At 63.3% G+C, this 20,946-nt stretch carries 20 protein-coding genes; 10 read left to right on the forward strand and 10 right to left on the reverse strand.

Annotated elements, in window-relative coordinates:
* Window positions 1-181: 181 nt before the first annotated feature.
* The 8 genes from prfB to ACJJV6_RS00540 form a co-directional block, all read right to left on the reverse strand.
* On the reverse strand, window positions 182-1,297 hold the full coding sequence (gene prfB, locus ACJJV6_RS00505) for a peptide chain release factor 2 (protein ID WP_133346183.1): 1,116 nt from the start codon (window positions 1,295-1,297) through the stop codon (window positions 182-184).
* A gap of 87 nt (window positions 1,298-1,384) precedes the next feature.
* Entirely contained in the window at window positions 1,385-1,798 is a 414-nt protein-coding gene (locus tag ACJJV6_RS00510; protein ID WP_407710445.1) for a pilus assembly protein TadG-related protein, read from the reverse strand.
* A gap of 29 nt (window positions 1,799-1,827) precedes the next feature.
* Complete coding sequence (locus tag ACJJV6_RS00515) at window positions 1,828-2,157, reverse strand: hypothetical protein (RefSeq protein ID WP_407709667.1); 330 nt, start codon at window positions 2,155-2,157, stop codon at window positions 1,828-1,830.
* Between the two features lie 145 nt (window positions 2,158-2,302).
* Window positions 2,303-2,719, reverse strand: coding sequence for a TadE/TadG family type IV pilus assembly protein (locus ACJJV6_RS00520; RefSeq protein ID WP_009356858.1), 417 nt, complete (start codon window positions 2,717-2,719; stop codon window positions 2,303-2,305).
* Window positions 2,720-2,724: 5 nt separating this feature from the next.
* Window positions 2,725-2,934 (reverse strand): hypothetical protein, encoded by a 210-nt coding sequence (locus ACJJV6_RS00525; RefSeq protein ID WP_009356857.1) that lies wholly within the window; start codon window positions 2,932-2,934, stop codon window positions 2,725-2,727.
* Window positions 2,935-3,012: 78 nt separating this feature from the next.
* Window positions 3,013-3,954, reverse strand: coding sequence for a type II secretion system F family protein (locus ACJJV6_RS00530; RefSeq protein WP_407709668.1), 942 nt, complete (start codon window positions 3,952-3,954; stop codon window positions 3,013-3,015).
* On the reverse strand, window positions 3,951-4,808 hold the full coding sequence (locus tag ACJJV6_RS00535) for a type II secretion system F family protein (protein ID WP_407709669.1): 858 nt from the start codon (window positions 4,806-4,808) through the stop codon (window positions 3,951-3,953). The genes ACJJV6_RS00530 and ACJJV6_RS00535 overlap by 4 nt, the downstream gene beginning before the upstream one ends.
* The gene (locus ACJJV6_RS00540) at window positions 4,805-6,028 is read right to left on the reverse strand and encodes a CpaF family protein (RefSeq protein ID WP_407709670.1); all 1,224 of its coding nucleotides are present in this window, start codon (window positions 6,026-6,028) and stop codon (window positions 4,805-4,807) included. Before ACJJV6_RS00540 ends, ACJJV6_RS00535 begins: the two co-directional genes overlap by 4 nt.
* Window positions 6,029-6,314: 286 nt before the next feature.
* Here ACJJV6_RS00540 and ACJJV6_RS00545 point away from each other — a divergent pair, with 286 nt between their 5' ends.
* Entirely contained in the window at window positions 6,315-9,215 is a 2,901-nt protein-coding gene (locus ACJJV6_RS00545) for a GH25 family lysozyme (RefSeq protein WP_407709671.1), read from the forward strand.
* A 65-nt stretch (window positions 9,216-9,280) separates the two neighbouring features.
* On the opposite strand, the gene rfbA is transcribed toward ACJJV6_RS00545, so the two are convergent.
* A complete protein-coding gene (gene rfbA, locus ACJJV6_RS00550) occupies window positions 9,281-10,150 on the reverse strand; it encodes a glucose-1-phosphate thymidylyltransferase RfbA (protein ID WP_133346173.1) in 870 nt (289 codons plus the stop codon).
* 56 nt (window positions 10,151-10,206) lie between these two features.
* Between rfbA and rfbB the strand changes: the two genes are divergently transcribed.
* From rfbB to ACJJV6_RS00570, 4 genes are read left to right on the forward strand one after another with little or no spacing between them, the layout of a single operon-like run.
* On the forward strand, window positions 10,207-11,205 hold the full coding sequence (gene rfbB, locus ACJJV6_RS00555) for a dTDP-glucose 4,6-dehydratase (protein ID WP_407709672.1): 999 nt from the start codon (window positions 10,207-10,209) through the stop codon (window positions 11,203-11,205).
* A gap of 3 nt (window positions 11,206-11,208) precedes the next feature.
* Window positions 11,209-12,633, forward strand: coding sequence for a sugar nucleotide-binding protein (locus ACJJV6_RS00560; protein WP_407709673.1), 1,425 nt, complete (start codon window positions 11,209-11,211; stop codon window positions 12,631-12,633).
* Window positions 12,634-12,635: 2 nt separating this feature from the next.
* Window positions 12,636-13,361, forward strand: coding sequence for a glycosyltransferase family 2 protein (locus ACJJV6_RS00565; protein WP_354175325.1), 726 nt, complete (start codon window positions 12,636-12,638; stop codon window positions 13,359-13,361).
* A gap of 9 nt (window positions 13,362-13,370) precedes the next feature.
* Window positions 13,371-13,760, forward strand: a complete 390-nt coding sequence (locus ACJJV6_RS00570; protein WP_009356850.1) for a DUF2304 domain-containing protein — start codon at window positions 13,371-13,373, stop codon at window positions 13,758-13,760.
* A gap of 94 nt (window positions 13,761-13,854) precedes the next feature.
* On the opposite strand, the gene ACJJV6_RS00575 is transcribed toward ACJJV6_RS00570, so the two are convergent.
* Window positions 13,855-14,736: a glycosyltransferase family 2 protein gene (locus ACJJV6_RS00575; protein ID WP_009356849.1), complete on the reverse strand. Its 882-nt coding sequence runs from the start codon at window positions 14,734-14,736 to the stop codon at window positions 13,855-13,857.
* Window positions 14,737-14,900: 164 nt separating this feature from the next.
* Here ACJJV6_RS00575 and ACJJV6_RS00580 point away from each other — a divergent pair, with 164 nt between their 5' ends.
* Genes ACJJV6_RS00580 through ACJJV6_RS00600 form a run of 5 tightly spaced genes read left to right on the forward strand, consistent with a single transcriptional unit; the run spans window position 14,901 to window position 20,918 of the window.
* Window positions 14,901-15,656, forward strand: a complete 756-nt coding sequence (locus tag ACJJV6_RS00580; RefSeq protein WP_407709674.1) for a glycosyltransferase — start codon at window positions 14,901-14,903, stop codon at window positions 15,654-15,656.
* Complete coding sequence (locus ACJJV6_RS00585; RefSeq protein WP_407709675.1) at window positions 15,656-16,591, forward strand: glycosyltransferase; 936 nt, start codon at window positions 15,656-15,658, stop codon at window positions 16,589-16,591. The genes ACJJV6_RS00580 and ACJJV6_RS00585 overlap by 1 nt, the downstream gene beginning before the upstream one ends.
* Window positions 16,592-16,644: 53 nt before the next feature.
* Window positions 16,645-17,688 (forward strand): hypothetical protein, encoded by a 1,044-nt coding sequence (locus ACJJV6_RS00590; protein WP_407709676.1) that lies wholly within the window; start codon window positions 16,645-16,647, stop codon window positions 17,686-17,688.
* Window positions 17,689-17,715: 27 nt separating this feature from the next.
* A complete protein-coding gene (locus tag ACJJV6_RS00595) occupies window positions 17,716-18,948 on the forward strand; it encodes a lipopolysaccharide biosynthesis protein (protein WP_009356846.1) in 1,233 nt (410 codons plus the stop codon).
* Window positions 18,945-20,918: a DUF6541 family protein gene (locus ACJJV6_RS00600; protein ID WP_407709677.1), complete on the forward strand. Its 1,974-nt coding sequence runs from the start codon at window positions 18,945-18,947 to the stop codon at window positions 20,916-20,918. The genes ACJJV6_RS00595 and ACJJV6_RS00600 overlap by 4 nt, the downstream gene beginning before the upstream one ends.
* The last annotated feature ends 28 nt before the right edge of the window (window positions 20,919-20,946 follow it).

The following is a 20,946-nucleotide window of genomic DNA, read 5'->3' on the forward strand; positions in this document are numbered from 1 at the left end:
CCTAAGTACCCTGCAGGGCATGGCCGATCCTTGCGAATGCAGCCCAGTTCTGCAGCCGGTGCACGGGTTTCTGTTGGGGAAATAGGGCCCCGGCCCCTCGACTATACGCAGGAAGGCCCGCGCATTACATCGTTTTCACGGGGCGTGTCGCCGGATCCGCGGGCCGGGGCCCGCAAGGCTCCTACTTTTCGGCGTTGCGGTTGTCCGTCCGCCAGCGAATTCCGGCGTCGATGAAGTCGTCGATCTCACCGTCAAACACAGCGGATGTGTTGCCGACTTCGTGCTCCGTGCGCAGGTCCTTGACCATCTGGTACGGGTTGAGGACGTAGGAGCGCATCTGGTCACCCCAGGAGGCCTTGACGTCGCCGGCGAGCGCCTTCTTTTCGGCGTCTTCCTGTTCCTTCTTGAGGAGGAGGAGCCTGGACTGCAGGACGCGCATGGCCGCAGCACGGTTCTGAAGCTGCGACTTTTCGTTCTGCATGGACACCACGGTGCCCGTGGGGATGTGCGTGAGGCGCACCGCCGAGTCCGTGGTGTTCACGGACTGGCCGCCCGGGCCGGATGACCGGAAGACGTCAACGCGGATTTCGTTGTCCGGAATTTCGATGGAGTCAGTCTGCTCGATCAGCGGGATGACCTCCACGGCGGCAAACGAGGTCTGCCGCCGGCCCTGGTTGTCGAACGGGCTGATCCGGACCAGGCGGTGCGTTCCGGCCTCGACGCTGAGTGTGCCGTAGGCATAGGGCGCCTTTACTTCGAAGGTGGCCGACTTCAGTCCGGCTTCTTCGGCGTAGGACGTGTCCATGACCGTGGTGGGATATCCGTGGCGTTCGGCCCAGCGGAGATACATCCGGAGCAGCATTTCGGCAAAGTCGGCAGCATCCACGCCGCCGGCTCCCGCGCGGATTGAAACCACGGCCTCGCGCTCGTCATATTCGCCGGACAGCAGTGTCACGACTTCGAGTTCCTTGAGGGCCTTGCGGATGGACTCCAGTTCGGTGGCCGCTTCTCCCATGGAGTCGGCGTCGTCCTCGTCCTGGCCCAGTTCCACCAGCACCTCGAGGTCGTCGATACGGGATTCCAGGCTGGTGAGGCGCTCCAGTTCCGACTGCCGGTGCGAGAGCCTCGAGGTGATTTTCTGCGCCGCCGAGGGGTCGTCCCACAGGTCCGGCTCCCCTGCCCGCTCGCTCAGTTCGGCGATGTCTTCCTTGAGTGCCTCAACGTCAGTGACGCGTTCGATGGAAGCGTAAGTGGCGCGGAGCGCGCGGATTTCAGCGGAAAAATCAATATTGGCCATGGTCGTTTAAGCCTACGCTATCCGTCCCCTGGCCCTTGTCCTATGGTGGTACGGCCCCTCTGCCCCGTGGTTCTGCCCTGGTAACGGTCAGCGAGTCAGCCGGGAGCGCGCCGTCGACGTCGCTTCGATTGGAATGCCGCCGGGGACCAGGAAGTTCACCACGGGCGGGTGCACGGCGGCGGTGAGAACCACGACGGCGGTGGAACCGTCGGGCGATCCCGTCGCCCCGGCTACAGCAAGGGCATCAAAACGTTCCGCTGCCGGGCTCCTGGCAACAAAGTCGGCAGCCACGTTCCGGACGCGGGCAGGAATGAGGACGGCAGACGGGCTTCCTCCGTGGGACTCGACTTCGCCGAGCGTGAAGCTGTCTGCTGCCGCGAGGGAGGCGCCATCCGCGAGTGAAAGCAGCCGTTTGTGCTCCAGGTAGACCGCGGTGATGCCGATCATGACCGTTGCGACCAGCAGGGCCACCGCAACGAATCCAAGGATCATCACCATCATCTGGCCGTCGTCATTGGGCCTGCTTTTTCTCACCGGAACCGGCCCACCAGTTGGGTCGCCGATGCTTCCACCTCAGTGGCGGACAGCCGGAGGCCGTCGCCGAAGGGGATGAACGGCAGGGGGATGGAGAGACTGACGGTTGTGGTGACCGCGGTTCCCGGGGCCTGGCAATCGTCGGGGCTGCAGCTGATGGCAACCTGGGCCTGTTCCGTGCCATGCCCAAAGTCGGCAAGCGCCAGGGCCGCGGCCTGTTCCGCGGCGGCTTGGGCAGTGGATGCGTCGGGCTGGGCTACGTAGACTTTGGCGGCCTGGTCCGCCGCGCCGACGACGGCAAACGAACCGCCCTGGACCTGCCCCACGGTGATGATGAATTACACCAGCGGGACCATCAGCAGAAGGGCAAGGAAAGTGAACTCAACCACGGCACTCCCCTGCTCGCTCCTGTCCTTCTTTGGCCCCAGGCACAGTGCATCCCGGAGACGCCCTTGGACACGGTGCATCGCGTCAGGGCTGCAGGGCCGCATGGCCTTTCACCTCCAGCAGGTCCCGCGGACCTATCAGGCCAATGACCGGCATGGGCGCCCGCACTGTCACTTCCAGCGTCCGCATACCTTGGACAGTCACTTCGCTGGTGCTGACCTGTTCGGCAAAGCCCGGGTTCAGCGCCGTGGCAATGAGGGCACGGCTGCGCTCTTCAGCGTCGGCGGCGGTGCGGTCAGCAAGGGTCCCGTAGCGGGCCCCGGAGGCTGCGGCATCAATGAGGGTGTTGCGGACGTGCAGAACCAATGCCAGCTGAATGACCGCGAGGAAAAACATCGTGAGCAGCCCGCCCACCAGGACAAAGTCCACCACGGCCGAGCCCTGTTCCCTCGGCGCAGGTACGTGGTGGGCCGTCAGGCGCCGGCGGCCGGACTTCCTCATGAGCTTTAGCTGCCCACCTTGTCCATCGCCTGGTTAAACATCGTTTCCAGTGCCGGTCCCGCGAGCGCCAGGAGGGCGGCAACAAGGACGGCGGACATCAGTGTGATCATCACCCAGCCAGGTACGTCGCCCCGCTCGGGGTGGTCGGTGGCAGGGCGGCGCGCGGCGGCGAGCGCCAGAAGCAGCATCCCGCAGCGCATTCCCAGGTTCTTCATCCTTCTTCCTCTTCCTTGTTTGATAGTCCGGTTTTTCAATGTCACTGGATTTGCCAAGGCACCGCGTTTCTCCGCGCGCTAGAAGCCCAGGCTGATGGCCGCGATGCCGGGGAAGACGGCGAAGACCACTGTCAGCGGAAGCACGCCGAAGACGAGCGGCACCATCATGGCGATTTCCTTCTTGCCGGCAGTTTCCATCAAGTCGCGTTTGGCTGTATCGCGCACGTCCTGTGCCTGGGCACGAAGCACATCGGCCAAAGGCGTGCCGCGTTCAACCGCCACAACGATGCCGTCCACGAATCTGCCCAGTGCGGCCAGGTCGGTTCGTGCCGAGAACTCCTGCAGCGCGAGGACGAGTGGCTTGCCGGCCCTCGTCTCTGCGAGGATCCTGGAAAACTCCTTTGCCAGTTCGCCCTGTGCGCTCCGGGAGACCCTATCCAGGGCGCCGCTCGCACTCTCCCCCGCACCCACTGCCAGCGCCATGAGTTCTGCCAGGCTGGGGAATTCAGCCATCATCCTGGCCTCCCGGCGCCGGACCTGGACCCCCAGCCAATAGTCACGCAGCATGAAACCGCCGATGGCACTGCCGAGGACGGCCACCGCTGCGAACAGCGGGTTGAACCGGCCTGCGGCAGCACCGACAAACGTCAAACCCAGGGCAGCGGCAAAGCCGGCTGCTGCCCAAAGAAGTTGTTCTGCCCTGAAATCGATGGGCGACTTGCTGAGTCCTGCTTGCGCAAGCCGCCGGACCGTGGCCCCCGGGGAGGGATTCAATCTTCCGAGCGCAGTCAGCAAGTCGCGTATGACGGGGCGCAGAATCCTTTCCAGCGGGCCGAAGGGAGTAACTGTGTGCTCTCCGGTATGCAGCAGCCGCGACTCCAGGTTCTGGGACTTGAGCTGGGGCTCGATCCTTTCGGCGAACGTCGTTGCCCGCATATACGGCGACCTGAAGATGACGAGCCACAGGCCAATGCCCAGGAGTGCTCCGCAGATGATGGCGGCGGGAGAGGGAGCAGTCATCGGAGCACCCGCTCTTCCTGGGGAAGGGCTCCTATTTTCAGCATGATGGAGTAGCAGACCAGGGAAACGACGAGGCCGCCGAGCAGTACCGCGGCTCCTGCAGGCGTGTTGTACGCCTGCACCGCCTCCGGCCGGGTAGCCAGCAGGATCATGACGATCCATGGCGCCGCTACAGCCAGCCGGGCCGCGTTGATGGTCCAGGACTGCCGAGCTTCCAGTTCGCTGCGGGTGCGGGCGCTTTCGCGCAGGAACTCGCCCAGGGTGCCCAGCAGTTTGCCGAGGTCTGAGCCACCCACTTCCCGTGTCAGGCGCAGGGCTTCGACAATCCGGTCCGCGACGGGATCGGCAAGCCTGTGCTTGAGCTTGTTGAGCGATCCGTCGAACTGTCCGCCGGCACGGTAGTCGGCGCCGAATTCACGGAATACCGGCCGCAGTTCTTCGGGGCCCTTGTCACCAAGCTGGATCAGCGCCTCGGGCAGCGGCAGTCCCGCCCGAATGGCGGACCGCAGATGGTCCACAACGTCGGGCCACAGCTGACGGAGCATGGCCGTCCTCTTTTTGGCACGCCAGCGCAGGATAGTGACGGGAAGCCACCCTGCAAACAGCCCGAAGCAGGCCGCGATTGGCCAGGAGCGGCTGACCGCGAAGAAGACCAGGACCACAAACAGTCCAAGGCCCACGCAGGTGCCCAGCAGCCCGCTCACGGATACCTTGTCCACCCCGGCTGCAACCAGGAGATCGGCGACCCGGCTTGGTTTACGGATTCGGCGCCCCACCTGCGGGGATTCCCACAACGACCACCAGATCAGGAATAGTCCCGTTCCTGTTGTAACCCCCAGTAAAGCGGAAATCATCGCGGATCCAACAGTGCGGCGACGTCGAAGCCTGCACGCGAGAATTTCTCCGCGGCCGGCATGCTGTTAGCGCGGGGCTGCAGGACCCCGTCCGCCATGGCGAAAACAAGTGATGACTCGATGACGCCGTTTTCCACCCGGCGGCCCAGGGACAGTATTTCGGTAACCTCCCGGCGTCCGTTTGGCTGCCGGCTGCAGTGCACCACAAGGTCGATGCACGAGGCGACCGTGGGCACAACGAAGGCTGACGAGATGTTTTCCCCCGCCAGCAGGGGAAGGGTGCAGATCTTTGTCACGGCGTCGTGGGCGGAGTTGGCGTGCACGGTGCACATACCAGGGAGGCCGGAGTTGAGCGCAATGAGCATGTCCAGGCTCTCCGCTTCGCGGACTTCTCCAACAACCAGGCGGTCCGGCCGCATGCGCAGGGCTTCCTTCACCAGGCGGCGGAGTGGAATCTCGCCTTCTCCTTCGAGGTTCGGCTGCCGGCACTGAAGCCCCACAACGTCGCGCAGCGGAAGCTGCAGCTCGAAGATCTCCTCAACCGTGATAACCCGCTCCCTGCTGCCAATACCCGCGGCAAGGCAATTCAGCATGGTGGTTTTGCCCGCCTGCGTGGCCCCGGACACCAGGATGTTGAGCCCGCTTGAAACAGCAGCGCCAAGGAACCGCGCTGATTGCGGAGTCAGGGTGCCCAGTTCGACGAGATGTTCGAGCCGGCTGGCTTTGACGACGAATTTCCTGATGTTCACGGCCCAGTGCCGGCGCGTGACATCGGGAATCACCACATGCAGCCGGGAGCCGTCCGGCAAAGCCGCATCAACGAACGGGGAGGACATGTCCAGGCGGCGGCCGGAGCTCTTGAGCATCCGTTCCACCAGGTCCCGCACTTGCTGGTCGGACAGGCTCAGGGACGTCAGTTCGGACTCGCCGTTCCTGGCGACAAAGATTTCGTTGGGGGCGTTGAGCCATATCTCTTCAATGGAGGGATCGTCGAGGAGTGGCTGCAGGATTCCAAAGCCGGCCACTGCATCGAAGAGGAACCGGCGGGCCGTGTCCAGGGGGCCAAGTGGCGGCAGTGGTCCCGTTAGCGCCCGCTCGTCGTAGTCAACGACGGCGGCCTCTACCAGCCTGCGGACCTCGCCTGCCTGCCTCAACGGATCGAGTCCCCTGCGCCGGATGAGCTCGCGGACTTCATCCTCGACAATTGCCAGAGCATCCATAAGTGTTCCCCCAGATGACTGCCTCCCCCAGCGGACGGCAGTGCGATTGGGTAAAGCCTAAGGAGCCCAAAGCATTGCAACAAGTGTTCAGTATCAGCTGTGGATAAGCGCAGGATAGTCACAAGATCATCAAATGCATCATCAGTACCACTGTTTACACCAGCAACACGGTGCTATGGTGAGCGCGTTAATTATCAGAAACCTGTCCGGTTTGTTCCTGGGGGATCGGCCGGAACAGCAACCCGCATGAGGGCTCATGGAGCGCCTCATTGTCTCCGGAGCCATAATGAAACGGAACCTGTCTCAGTCCCGTCACCCCGCCAGAAGACCGCTGGGCATAGCACTGCTGTTGGCCGCCCTGGTCACCGGCCCAGGCGTCTCGGGTGTTGCCTTGGCGGTGGAACCCGCTCCGGCCCCTGCCACGTCTTCGCCTGCGCCGGGTACTGCCGAGCCTTCGGCACCGGCGCCGGTTCCGACGTCGACCCCGGAGGCAAGCGCCACATCCCCGGCTGCAACCAGCCCGCAAGCCAGCGAACCTCCGGCCCCGACTCCATCACCCGAGACGGCGCAGTCGATGGCAGATGCGGTCGGCGTGGGCGGGGCGGAAATGGGGCAACGGTCCGCCCGGGTAACCTCTGGCCGCTCGGACTCACTGACGAAACTCAGCGCGGAACCGCTGGCCAGCGAAGGCACCTGGATGCCGACCTTTGGGGTGCAGGGACTGGACGTCAGCGGGCACCAGCCAAGCGTGGACTGGCAGCACCAGTGGAACATGGGGGCGCGTTTCGCCTACGTCAAGGCCACGGAGGGCAACTACTACACGAACCCCTACTACGGCTCCCAGTTCCAGGGCTCGCGGAATGTCGGCATGATCCGCGGCGCCTACCACTTCGCGATTCCCAACTGGTCCTCGGGTGCGGACCAGGCACGGTACTTTGTGCAGAACGGCGGTGGTTGGTCAAGCGACGGATACACCATGCCGCCGGTGCTGGACTTTGAGTTCAACCCCTACGAAGGCCGGACCATCAACGGCTTCTACTTCGGCAACACCTGCTACAACATGTCTCCCGCCCAGCTGCAAACCTGGGTGCGGGACTTCGGCACCACAATGCAGTCGCTGACCGGCAGGCTGCCGGTCATCTATACCAACACAAACTGGTGGAACCAGTGCCTCGGCAACCCGGCAGGCTTTGGCGACTACCCGCTCTGGGTCGCCGCCTACCCCAGCTCCCCCACCAACAACGCAGGACCGGTCCCCTCGGCCAGCTGGGGTACATACAGCATCTGGCAGTACAGCAGCACAGGCCCCTTTGCCGGTGACTCGAATGTCTGGAATGGCGACTACGCAGGGCTGAAGGCGTTCGCCTCAAGTGGGGTGCCGCCGGCTGCCACCCGGGCCATCGACGCACTTCGGGCGTCCATGCCGTCCTTGGGCGCTGCCATCTCATCCACAGTGTGCGGGCTTCGCGACGGCGGATGCTTCCGCGGATACGAGACCGGAATCGTCATGTGGTCGCCCACTGCGGGAGCGCAACCCAGCCTCGCCGGACCCATCCGCGATGCCTGGGCCCGCAAGGGATACGAAAACGGCCAGATGGGGTATCCGGTATCCGGGGTCATTTGCGGACTGAAGAACGGCGGCTGCTTCCAGAATTACCAGGGCGGGTCCATCATGTGGTCACCCGCAACGGGAGCGGCGCTGGTGCCATTCGGAGCTATCCGTGAGTATTGGGCGGCGCAGGGCTACGAAAACGGGAGCCTTGGCTACCCGCTGAGCGACCAGGTCTGTGGCCTCAAGAACGGCGGATGCTTCCAGCTCTTCCAGGCCGGTTCCGTCATGTGGAGCCCGGCGACGGGTGCACGCCTGGTCAAGACCGGCCCGGTGCTGGATGCGTGGGGACGGGCGGGCTTCGAGAACGGGTTGCTCGGCTACCCGAGCGCGGAAGCCGTCTGCACCAGTACCTCCTGCACCCAGAATTTCAGCGGCGGCGTAGTAGCCTGGACCTCCACCACAGGCGCCTGGCCGGTGTTCATGGGCATGGGTGAAACCTGGAAAGCCTCCCGTACAAAGGGAGAGCCCATTGGTTTCCCGGTCGCGGGAGAGGTGTGCGGGCTGCGCGGGGGCGGCTGCTACCAGTTGTTCCAGGGCGGCGCCCTGCTGTTCTCCCCCACTACCGGGGCGTTTACACTGACCGGCCGGATCCTTGATTACTGGCAGAAGTCCGGATTCGAGAATGGCCGCCTCGGCTATCCGACCGGTCCCGCCAGTTGCGGGGCCGTCCAGACCGAATGCCGTCAGTCATTTGAGCAAGGCGTGGCCGCCTATTCAGCTGCCACCCCTACCGAAACTGTTGCGGCAGGACCGATGGCGGCCGGTTGGGAGCGCACCGGCTGGGGTGCAGGCAGCCTCGGCTATCCAACCTCGGGCCAGTACTGCGGACTGAAAGACGGCGGCTGCTTCCAGATGTTCACCAAGGGTGCGTTGATGTACTCGCCGGCCACCGGCGCCCAGCCGAGCATCCTGGGACCGATCCGGGACCTGTGGCAAAAGTCGGGTTTTGAAAACGGCTCCCTCGGCTACCCGGCATCCGCTGTGATCTGCGGTTTGGTCGACGGCGGGTGCTTCCAGAACTACTCCTCGGGAACGGTGCTGTGGTCGCCGGCCAGCGGAGCCAATGCGGTCATGTTCGGCCCCGTGCGGGACGCATGGGTCAGCTCCGGATTCGAGGCCGGCAAGCTCGGTTATCCGGTCAGCGGGCAGATCTGCGGGCTGCGCAACAGTGGCTGCTTCCAGAACTTCTCCAAGGGCACGGTCATGTACTCCCCTGCCACCGGGGCACAGGCTCTCACGTCAACTCCCATCAGGGAGCGGTGGGCCGCCACAGGGTACGAATCCGGTTCACTGGGCTACCCCACGAGCGAAACCATCTGCGGCCTTCGCAACGGCGGCTGCTTCCAGAACTTCGAAAAAGGCACCATCATGTGGTCATCCACCAGCGGCGCCCACCTGATAGTGCCCGGGCCGATCCAGCAGAGCTGGGCCAGCCAGGGATTCGAAGCCGGGGCCCTGGGATATCCCACCAGCAGCCAGACCTGCACAGCAGACAGGACTTCCTGCAGCCAGTCTTTCCAGGGCGGCACCATCACCTGGACAGCGGCAGGCGGCGCAAGAATCACCCTGCGCTGATCAAAAAGAAAGGGAGGCGGAACCCGCACAGCGGGTTCCGCCTCCCTTTCTATTTGGACTACTGGTTAGTGGCCGTACTCCAGCAAGTCGATCAGGTAGGAGCCATATCCGCTCTTGACCAACGGCTCCGCCCGCTCCCGCAGTTCGTCGTCCGTGAGGAAGCCAAGCCGCCAGGCAATTTCTTCGGGTGCCCCGATCTTCAGGCCCTGCCGGTTCTCAGTGGTGCGGACAAAGTTGGACGCGTCATTGAGGTCATTGAAGGTTCCGGTGTCCAGCCACGCAGTTCCGCGGGGAAGGATCTCCACCTGCAGCTTTCCCTTTTCCAGGTACGTCCGGTTGACGTCCGTGATCTCAAGTTCCCCCCTCGCAGAGGGCTTGAGGTTCCGGGCAATTTCCACGACGTCGTTGTCGTAGAAGTAGAGACCGGGAACCGCATAGTGGCTTTTCGGCTTGTCGGGCTTCTCTTCAAGCGAAATGGCCCGGCCTTCGGAATCGAATTCAACCACTCCGTATGCCTTGGGATCGGCTACCCAATAACCGAAGACCGCGCCGCCGTCGATGTTCTCGAACCGGCGCAGCTGCGTGCCCATGCCCTGGCCGTAGAAAATGTTGTCACCCAGGACAAGGGCAACATTGTCATCGCCAATGTGCTCTGCGCCCAGGATGAAGGCCTGTGCCAGGCCGTCCGGGGAGGGCTGCTGCTTGTAGGTGATGGAAACGCCGAAACGCGAGCCGTCCCCCAGCAGCCGTTCGAACTGGTCCGCGTCATGCGGGGTAGTGATGATCAGGATGTCCCGGATGCCCGCAAGGATCAGTGTGGACAGCGGGTAGTAGATCATTGGCTTGTCGTAGACCGGGACCAACTGCTTGCTGACGCCCAGCGTGATGGGGTGAAGCCTGGAGCCGGTACCGCCGGCAAGTATTATTCCGCGCATGTCCCCCATCTTTCCTTTCGCTAACTGCCGCGGCAAATCCGGTACCCTTGGGAATTATGCAGCGACTTCTTGTTACCGGCGGTGCCGGGTTCATCGGTTCCAACTTCGTCCATTACGTACTTGATAACACCGATGACCACGTGACCGTGCTGGACAAGCTGACCTACGCAGGCAACCTGGAATCACTCCGCGGCCTTCCCGAGGACCGTTTCACCTTTGTCCAGGGTGATATCGCCGACGCCGGCCTGGTGGACGGGCTCGTCGCCGCGACTGACGTGGTGGTCCACTACGCGGCCGAATCGCACAACGACAACTCGCTGCATGACCCGCGCCCGTTCCTGGACACCAACATCATCGGCACCTACACGCTGATCGAGGCGGCCCGGAAGCACAACAAGCGCTTCCACCACATCTCCACCGACGAGGTGTACGGCGACCTGGAGCTGGATGACCCGGAGCGGTTCACCGAGCAGACCCCGTACAACCCCTCCAGCCCGTACTCCTCCACCAAGGCGGGCTCTGACCTGCTGGTCCGGGCCTGGGTGCGGTCCTTCGGGCTGCAAGCGACCATCAGCAACTGCTCCAACAACTACGGCCCGTACCAGCACGTGGAAAAGTTCATCCCCCGGCAGATCACCAACGTCATCGACGGCGTCCGGCCCAAGCTCTACGGCAAGGGTGAAAACGTCCGCGACTGGATCCACGCCAACGACCACTCCTCGGCCGTGCTTGCCATCATCGCCAAGGGCCGGATCGGCGAGACCTACCTGATCGGCGCCGACGGCGAGAAGAACAACAAGGACGTCGTCGAACTGATCCTCAAGCACATGGGCCAGTCACCGGACGCCTACGACCAGGTGGTGGACCGGCCCGGACACGACCTGCGCTACGCCATCGACTCCACCAAACTCCGCGATGAACTTGGCTGGGAACCCCGGTTCTCCAACTTCGACGCCGGCATCGAGGACACCATCGCCTGGTACCGCGACAACGAGGACTGGTGGCGGCCGCAGAAAGCAGCCACCGAAGCCAAGTACAAGGAACAGGGCCAGTAGTCCATGCCTTTGGAATTCTCGAAAAAGCTTGCTGCCCGCGAGACCCCTATCCCCGGAGTCGTCCTGTACGACCTCCCGGTGCACGGAGACAACCGGGGCTGGTTCAAGGAAAACTGGCAGCGGGAGAAAATGGTCGCCCTTGGGCTTCCGGATTTCCGCCCGGTCCAAAACAACATCTCGTTCAACGAGAAGGCTGGAACCACCCGCGGCATCCACGCGGAGCCGTGGGACAAGTTCATTTCGGTAGCCACCGGCAAGATCTTCGGTGCCTGGGTCGACCTTCGCCAAGGCCCGTCGTTTGGCACTGTTTTCACTGCTGAACTGGACCCGAGCCAGGCTATTTTCATTCCCCGCGGCGTGGGCAACGCGTTCCAGACGCTCGAGGACAACACGGCTTACACCTATCTTGTGAACGACCACTGGTCAGCTGATGCGCAAAGCCAGTACACGTTCCTGAACCTTGCAGACGAGACGGTCTCGGTCCCCTGGCCCATCCCGTTGAGCCAGGCCGAGCTGTCCGACAAGGACAAGGCGCATCCCCGCCTGGCCGATGTAGTGCCGATGCCGCCGAAGAAGACCCTGGTTGTGGGCGCGAACGGACAATTGGGCAAAGCCCTCCGTAATCTCTACGAAGGAGATTCGTCGGTCGAGTTCGCCGGCCGCTCCGAATTCGATCTGGGCAGCCAGGAATCCTTCGCCGGCCGGAACTGGAAGAACTACTCCACCATCATCAACGCGGCCGCCTACACGGCAGTTGACGCTGCAGAATCCCCGGAGGGACGCGCCGAAGCCTGGTCAGTCAACGTCGCGGCCGTGGCCGCACTGGCCAGGACCGCCGTCGAGCATGACCTCACTCTGGTCCATGTTTCCTCCGACTACGTTTTCGACGGCGCCCAGGTCCTCCACGGCGAAGATGAGCCCTTTACCCCGCTTGGCGTCTACGGCCAGACAAAAGCCGCCGGCGATGCGATTGTCCAGGTGGTGCCCCGCCACTACATCGTCCGAACCAGCTGGGTCATCGGCGACGGAAACAATTTCGTCCGCACCATGGCATCCCTGGCTGACCGAGGCATTGAGCCCTCCGTGGTCAATGACCAAATCGGCCGCCTCAGCTTCACGGAGGACATTGCCGCCGGCATCCGCCACCTGCTTGATTCGGGTGCGGAGTATGGGACCTACAATCTCAGCAGTGACGGCGAGCCGCAATCCTGGGCAGACCTCGCGGCCGACGTGTACGAATTGTCCGGCAAGGACCGTGCCGCTGTGACCGGCGTCAGCACTGCCGAGTACTTCCAGGGGAAGGAAGCGGCGCCCCGTCCCCTCAACAGCGTGCTGGACCTGACCAAGATCAAGGCAGCCGGGTACGAGCCGGCCCTGTCGAGCACCCGCCTGGAGTCCTACGTCAAGAACGGACTGATTAAACAGTGACCGTGCCCGCCCGCACCCCCGACACACTCGTCATCATGCCCGCGTGGAACGAGTCCGAGTCCATCGGAAACACCATCCGGGAAGTCTTCGAATTCGGCCCTCCCTGCGATGTCCTGGTCGTCGATGACGGCTCCCGCGACAATACAGCCCAGGTTGCCCGGGCGGCAGGAGCCACCGTCCTGCAACTGCCGTTCAACATGGGCGTGGGCGGCGCGATGCGGACCGGCTTCAAGTACGCGAAAAGCCACGGATACAGCCAGGTCATCCAGGTCGACGCGGACGGCCAGCATGATCCCCGCGACATCAAGGCTGTGCTCGACGGCCTCCAGCACGCCGACATCGCCATTGGTGCCCGGTTCGCCGACAAAGGCAACTACACGGTGCGCGGCCCGCGGAAATGGGCCATGAAGGTACTGGCGTGGACGATCTCCAGGGTCGCCGGAACAACGCTGACCGACGTTACCTCCGGATTCCGGGCAGCAAACATGAAAGCGATCCGCCAGTATGTTGACCACTATCCGGCGGAGTATCTTGGCGACACCATCGATTCGCTGGTTGTTGCGATCCGCTCCGGATGTACCGTCAGGCAAGTCGCGGTCTCGATGCGTGCCCGCCAGGGCGGCACGCCCAGCCACGACCCAATAAAGGCCGCCATATACCTCGGACGCTCAGGAATGGCCTTGCTGTTTGCCCTGACGCGGAAGAAAACCGAGCCATCCACTAACTAGGATTCCAATATGTCGCTCCTTATGGGCTCCATCGTCGTCGTGGCGATCCTCTTCTTTGTCTTCGAGATGCTCCGCCGGCAGAAACTTCGGGAGAAGTATGCCGTTCTGTGGATTGTCATCGGCATAGGCACCCTCCTCCTTTCCGCTTTTCCGTCACTCCTCGAAAAAGCCAGCGGACTCATCGGCATCCAGGTGCCGGCGAACCTTCTGTTCATCATGACGCTCATTCTGCTGGTAGGCGTCTGCCTCCATCTCTCCCGGGAGCAGTCGCAGGCTGAAGACGAGGTAAGGATCCTCTGCGAGGAAGTGGCTTTGCTCCGCGCAGAACTGGCTGATGTCCGGAACCAGATTGAAGTGGGGCGCGGGCCCGTCAACGGTTCGGAGCCGCACGGGCACTAGCTCCCTCCTGTGCGGCACGGCAAAAGGCCGCACAACTAAAGAAGCGAAAACAAGAAAAGGGACGCCCGGCCGGGCGTCCCTTTCTTTGCAGCCTTTAGCTCACAATGTGTTTGGCGAGGCGGGGCAGCGAATCGAACTTGCCCTTCTGGACCGACTTCAAGATCAGGGAAGCGGCGTTCAGCCGGGATGTCGTGTGGAAGCTTGCGGCCCGCGCTGCCCCCTTCCAGCCCAGCTTGCCGAAACGCTCGGCCTGCTGCTGGAAGAACCGCCGCTCCTCGTCAAAACGCCTGCCGTCCAATGCACGCACGGATGAATCAGATGCAGAATGCCGGCGGTACAGGAATGCCAGGACGGGATCCACAATCATGGAGCCGTGCTCTGCTGCGATATCCAGCAGGAGTGCGAGGTCCTGGACCACGTCCAGGCCCTCCGTAAAGCCGATACGCTTCACCGTCTCGGAACGCCACGCCAGCGAGGGGAAATAGGCCCAGTCGGCGCGGACGAGGCTGGTTGCCATTGCCTCGCCCTTCAGTTCGATGCGCTCACTGGTCTTCGGGGCGTAGACCTTCTTCACGGCATCCACCAGGGGGGTGCACGCAATGCCCTGTTCGTCAATCACCTGGACACCCGGCTGGACGACGTCGGCCTTGGGGTATTCCTCAAAGGCGCTGACCACAACGTCCAGGTAGTTGGGGAGCATGATGTCGTCGGCACCCATGATGACCACATAGGGCGCTTCGACCAGCGTCAGTGCCTTGCGGTAGTTACCGTTGGCACCGAGATTCTGCTCGTTCTTCATGTAGGTGACGCGGGGATCCGTGATGGTTGAAAACCAGCGCTCGGGTTCTGGATCGGGGTACCCGTCGTCGATGACAACAAGCCGCCAGTCCTGGTTCTCCTGATTCATCACGCTGCGGGCGGCGAGCTTCATTTGATGGACATCGCCGTAGTACGGCAACATTACGTCAACGGTCATGGACCTGAGGTTCCTTCCGTGGTTTCCGCTCGAAGAGCTCGGCGGCTGCGTCCCCTCGAGTATAGTTGACCGGCACCCGCGTCCTTCCCGGCAGGCGCAGCTTGCTAGACTGCTTGGGACCTGCCCGCCCCGCTGGCACCGCCCGGAGGCACGAGGAGAAACTTATGGAGCCCGCATCCGCCCCGAAGCCGCGCGTCAGCGTGTGCATGGCGGCATATAATGGCGCCCGCCACATCAAGGAACAAATTGACTCGATCCTGGCGGAAATCGGCCCAGGGGACGAGTTGATTGTTGTCAACGACTGTTCCACCGACGAAACGCCGGCGGTTGTCGCCGGAATGAACGACCCGCGGATCCGGCTGATCCAGGCCGAGCGCAATAACGGCTACGTCCGTACGTTCGAGTGGGCCCTCAGTGAGGCCCGCGGCGAGTTCGTGTTCCTTTCGGACCAGGACGACGTGTGGCTGCCTGGCCGTGTGGAACGCATGATCTCGGCCATGGACGGCAAGGACATGGTGGTCAGCAACTGCAAACACTTCGATGGGCCCCTTGGACCATTCCATGAGATCCGCCTCCGGCCCGAAGATTCCTCGCACGCCGTCCGCAACATCCTCGGCATCGTGGTCGGGTACCGGCTGCATTGGGGATGCGCCATGGCTGTGCGGCACAGGCTCCTCGAGCAGGTACTGCCTTTCCCGACCTACATGAAAGAGTCCCACGACCAGTGGCTGGCCACAGTGGGCAACGTTAACCGTTCCATCGTTTACCTGGAAGAAGACACCATCCTGCATCGTTTACACGGTGAAAACCTGACCCCACACGGCATCCGTTCCGCATTTAAGATCCTGAAGGCACGGATCGTCTTCCTCCGCAACGTCTATGAGGCCGTCCGGCGCGCGCGGCGGGCCAGGGCAGCGTGATGGTTCCCGAAGAGTTGGCAGGAGCCCAGCCGGCCCCGGACGTGTGCGGAGTCGTTTCGGCTTTCAACCCCGGCCCGGAGAACGTGGCCAACGTCACCTGGCTCCTGCGCTTTGTTGAGCACGTTGTGGTGGTTGACGACGGGTCACCCAACGACGTCTCCCCGGCACTGGAAGAGATGGAGCGGGCGGGCGCCGTCGTTATAAGGCTGGGCACGAATTCCGGGATTGCCCGCGCGCTGAACGTCGGCATCAAGGAAGCCATTTCCCGCTGGAATCCCGAGTGGGTGGTGACCATGGACCAGGATTCGCGGTTTACCGGCGACTATGTGGTTTCGGCGTTGGCAACGGCGCGCAACTCCCATGAACCGGAAACGGTAGGCATGGTCTGCGCTGAATCACACAACAACATTCCCCTGCCGACCTGGGGCAACCCGGACGAACCCCAGATCTTCGATCCGATGACCAGCGGCACCCTGGTACGCACAAGCTCGTTCAAGGCCGTTGGTTTCTTCGACGAGGGCTTCTTCATTGACTGCGTGGACTCCGAATTCAACGCCCGGCTGCGTGAACGTGGACTGCGCGCCCTGGCCGGGAGGGGCTGCAACCTGGAGCACAGCCTGGGCAATGCACGTCCCATGAAGATCCTTGGCTGGCATGCACGGGTGGGCTCCAAGAAACTGTATGTCTACTACCACGCACCGTTCCGTGTGTACTACATCACGCGCAACTCATTGATTCTCGCCCGGCGTTACGCCCTGAAACAGCCGACGTGGGTCCTTCGCCGGATCTACATGGAGATCCAGAGCCACGTTGTCAGGTTCGGATTTGGCCCCAACCGGAAAAAGCACCTCGTCGCCGCGCTGGCGGGCGTTCGTGATGCCCTACGCCAGAAGATGGGCAAGATCGACGACTCCCTCGCCGCCCGGCTGCGGTAGCAAAACCCATCATCCAGCAGTGCCCTGGCCCGGCCGAGACCGAAAGACCAGTCATGACCACCACTTCAGGAACAATCTTTGTCCTCTACCACAAGGGATTAAGGACCGGCGGCCCCGAAGCCCTGCACCAGCTCGTGGATATGCTCCGGGAGCTTGGGCAGGATGCCTACCTGGTTCCGCACCCCCACACAGCCCACAATTCGCGGGTGGAGCAGTACAACGTCTACGACGCGCCCGAAGCTCCTGAGATTGTGGATTCGCCCGAGAACGTGGTTGTCTTCCCGGAAACCTACATTTACGAAATGCCGAAGGTGAAGCTCGCCCGGCGCATGTGCTGGTGGTTGAGCATCGACAACTCGCTTACGTTCATGGCGGAGAGGATGTGGCAGCGCAACACCGCAGGGCTGGTGGACAAGGCGAAAGAAGGCGCTGTTCCGTTCGCGCGGATGTGGAAGAACCGGGTGAATCCCGGCATGCTCCGGAAAGACCGGGACGTAGTCCACCTGGTCCAGTCGTCCTACGCCTGGGCCTTCATAGCCACCCGCCTGGACGTGGTGCCCTCGCTCCTTTCCGACTACACGCCGAACGCTGAGTTCCAGGGCACGCCCGAGTCACCGCGCAACCGGCAACTGGTCACCTACAACCCTGCCAAGGGTGGGCACCTGATTGACGCGGTCAGGGCCCAGTGCCCGCCGTCTATCGAGTGGCGCCCTATCGCGGGGATGACTCGGTCCGAGGTTGTAGCGACACTGCAGGGATGCGGCATCTACCTGGACCTGGGGCACCACCCGGGCAAGGACCGGATGCCCCGCGAGGCGGCCCTGTCCGGTGCACTCACCGTGGTCGCCCGGAGGGGTTCGGGGGCCTTCTACGCCGACGTTCCCGTTCCCTGGGAACACAAGGTCACGCCGGGCCGCGATGAAGTGCCGACGGCTGCAGCCATGCTTCCCCGACTCATCGAAAACTTTGACGCCGAGGTGGCAAAGCAGGACACCTACCGGTCCGCCATCCTCAACGAGCGCTCCAGGTTCAAGAGCGAAGTCGAAGACGTATTTGTGCGGGGCCGGCTTGGCAAGGACGCCTATGACTACCTGTAGTGCGCGCCCCAGGCCAGGGGGACAGGCATGATCAAAAGGATTGCAGCGTTCGCCGGGCTGCCGCTGCTGGCCTCGCTGGCGTCGTTCATCCTTCTGCCGATCATCGCGCGGGTAGGCGGAGCCCCGGCTTGGAACTCCCTTGCCGTCGGCCAGGCGGTGGGCGCCATCGCCGCCATTGTCATAGCACTGGGATGGCCGCTCACGGGACCGGCTGCCGTGGCGTCCGCGCCGGAAGAGGCAGTACGACGGCGTCACTACGCCGTCAGCTTCGTCACCCGCTCGTTCATGTTCCTTTGCACTGTGCCCCTCATGGCGGTTGCGCTGGTGTTCACCAGTGGCACCAACCAGTTTTGGGTCGCTTTCCTGATGGCGTGCGCCCAGGCTGCGGCCGGCCTGACCCCGGCCTGGTACTGCATCGCGACAGGACATGCGGGGCGGATCGCGAAGTACGACGTCGTCCCGCGGATGATTGCCACCCTTGGTGTCATTCCGTTGCTGTTCGCAACGGGTGAGATCTACCTCTACCCCCTGATCCTGCTGGTACTGGGCCTGGCAGGAACATTGTGGTTCAACAAGGACCATTCGGAGCGCGAGGATTTCAAAGGACTCACCCTGCCCGTCGTCCTGAGAGAAATCTGGGGACTTCGGGCCGGCGCAGGCATCACTGTAGCCGCCGGGGCCTACGCCTCCACGCCTGTTCTGGTGGTGCAATTTGCCGCTTCAGCTGCCGGTTTGGCCGCCTTCGTCTCTGCCGAGAAGCTCTACCGCATCGGGCAGCTTGCCACGGCAGCGCTGGGCAACAGCCTCCAGGGCTGGGTCAGCGAATTCGGTGCTGACCATAAGCACCGCCGGAAGTTCTCGCTCATGGCGCTCACCGGCCTGGGCCTTGCCGGCTGGTTGATCATGACCCTGGTGGGACCTTGGGCCAGTGCGGTGCTCTTCGGTGCAGCATTGGCCGCCGACTTCTGGACGTGCTTCTGGTTTGGCCTGTCGTTCCTGCTTGTCTGCGTAACAACATCCACCGGCGCCCATTGGCTTGTGCCGGCGAAGCGGATGCGTGTTGTGTTCTCCAGCACCATTACCGGCGCCGTGGTGGGCCTGCCCGCCATGATCATCCTTTCCGGCCTGATGGGTGGCGCAGGAGGCGCGCTTGGCCTGGCGATCGGTGAAATCGCAGTCACAGCCATCCAGTTGCGCGCTGTCCTGCAGCTTCTCCAGGACAAGGCGCCGGAGGACAGGACCGAGGAAGTACCTTCGTGAGCTGGATTGGTATTCTTCCCGCGGTGGTGACCGCCATCCTCCTGCTCTACGTTCCCGGTGCTGTGGTGGCGGCATGCCTGAAATTCCGTCTGGGCGGCATCCTCGGCCTTGCCCCCCTTCTGTCGACGGCAGCGGCAGGACTGGCCGGAGTGCTCGCCGGTATCCTTGGCGTCCCTTGGAGCGTCCTGCCGTTTGCCGCAGTGACGGCTCTGCTTGCCGGGGCCGCCCTGCTGGTCACGCGCGGCCTCCGCCATCGGATTGCGGGCGCGCCGCCCTGGCGGCAGTGGCTGCCTTTCGCTGCCATGGCCTTTGCCACTGTCCCTATCTCCGTACGCTTCATCCAGCTGGTCGGCTCCCCCGAGCACCCCTCCCAGGTTTTCGACAACGTCTTCCACCTGAACGCCATCCGGTACATCCTGGACACCGGCAACGCCTCGTCGCTGAATCTCGCGTCGCTCCAGGGGGTCTCCGGTTTCGATGCTGTGTATCCTGCCGCGTGGCATTCGTTCGCGGCGCTCCTGGTCCAGGTGGCCGCCGTCGACATCCCTACGTCGCAAAACGTGCTCAACGTGGTCCTCGCGGCTGTCCTCTGGCCGGCGTCGTGCCTGTTCCTGGTGGCCAAGACCATCTCGCGCCGGCCGGCCGCCCTCGTGGTCGCTTCAGTGATCGCTGCCGCCCAGGTCGCCTTCCCGTTCCTCATGATCGTCTGGGGTCCGCTGTTTCCGTATGCGCTGGCGCTCAGCATGATGCCGGCGGTCATAGCCTGCCTCGCGGCTGTCGCCCGGCTGGGCCGTACACGGACAGACCCGCTGCGCAGCTGGGTCCCGGCACTGCTGCTCGCACTTGCGGGACTTGCCTTTGCACATACCAGTTCGATCAACACCACCATCGCCGTAAGTTTTCCCATTCTCGGACTGCTCTGGTGGCACCTCGCGAGGAACACCAAGTTCCAAGCCAGCGTGCTGCGGGCATGGCTCTTCATCGGCGGGACCCTGCTCTCCCTTGTGCTGGCTGCCGCACTTTGGTTGAAATTGCGCCCTGCACCCTACGACAACTGGGGGCCGACGGTGAAACCTGGCGCCGCCGTCGGGGAAATCCTGACTGTAAGCCCCATGCAATCAGCCATACCGGCGCTGGTTGTCGCCATCCTTTCGGTTGCCGGTCTGCTCACGGTCTTCCAAACCCGAAGGTTGCGCTGGCTGGCAGCCTGTTATGGCGTCGTCGGTGCACTGTACGTGGTGGCTGCGTCGTTTCCCAAGGGTGCCCTGCGCGATGCCCTCATAGGCACGTGGTACCAGGACACGTACCGGCTTGCTGCCCTGCTGCCGCTGTTCGCAACCCCGCTTGCGGTCGTGGGCGGCCTGCGGCTCTGGGATTCATGGCGGAACTCCGCTGCTGCCCGCCGCCTGCACGGCACCCTGGAGCGGCGGTTCCGCTGGCTGGCAGACCGGGGACCGGTTGCCGGGGCGGCTCTTGCTACTGCTGTGTTCGCACTGCTGGCGACATTCGCCGGCCCTGTCACGCACTATATCGGTGGTGCGTCCACTGTTTACCGGTTCGATGCAGCCTCAGAGCTGCTGACCCCGGATGAGCTCGCGCTGTTGAAGCGTCTCCCACATCATGTTCCCGCCGATGCGGTCATTGCAGACAACCCCTGGAACGGCAGTTCCCTCGCCTACGCCTACAGCGACCGGCCTGTTCTGACCGCCCACCTGTTCGCGGAAAAGGACCAGGACGCAGTCCTGATTGACGAACACCTGAAGGACACACCGGATGATGCCCGGATGTGCGAAGCACTGAAAAGCAAAAACGTACGGTACGTGCTGGACTTCGGCAGCCGGTACCTGATAGATCTCCCCGGATCCGGAGAGTATCCAGGCGTCACCGACATCGGGGATGCCCCCGGCTTTAAGCTGGTCGATTCCCAGGGCCCATCTGCCCGGCTGTACGAAATTTCGGCGTGCGCATGACAAACCCCCTGCACCATCGAACGTTGCC

The sequence above is a fragment of the Arthrobacter nitrophenolicus genome, assembly GCF_045833485.1.
GTDB classification, from domain to species: Bacteria; Actinomycetota; Actinomycetes; order Actinomycetales; family Micrococcaceae; genus Arthrobacter; species Arthrobacter nitrophenolicus.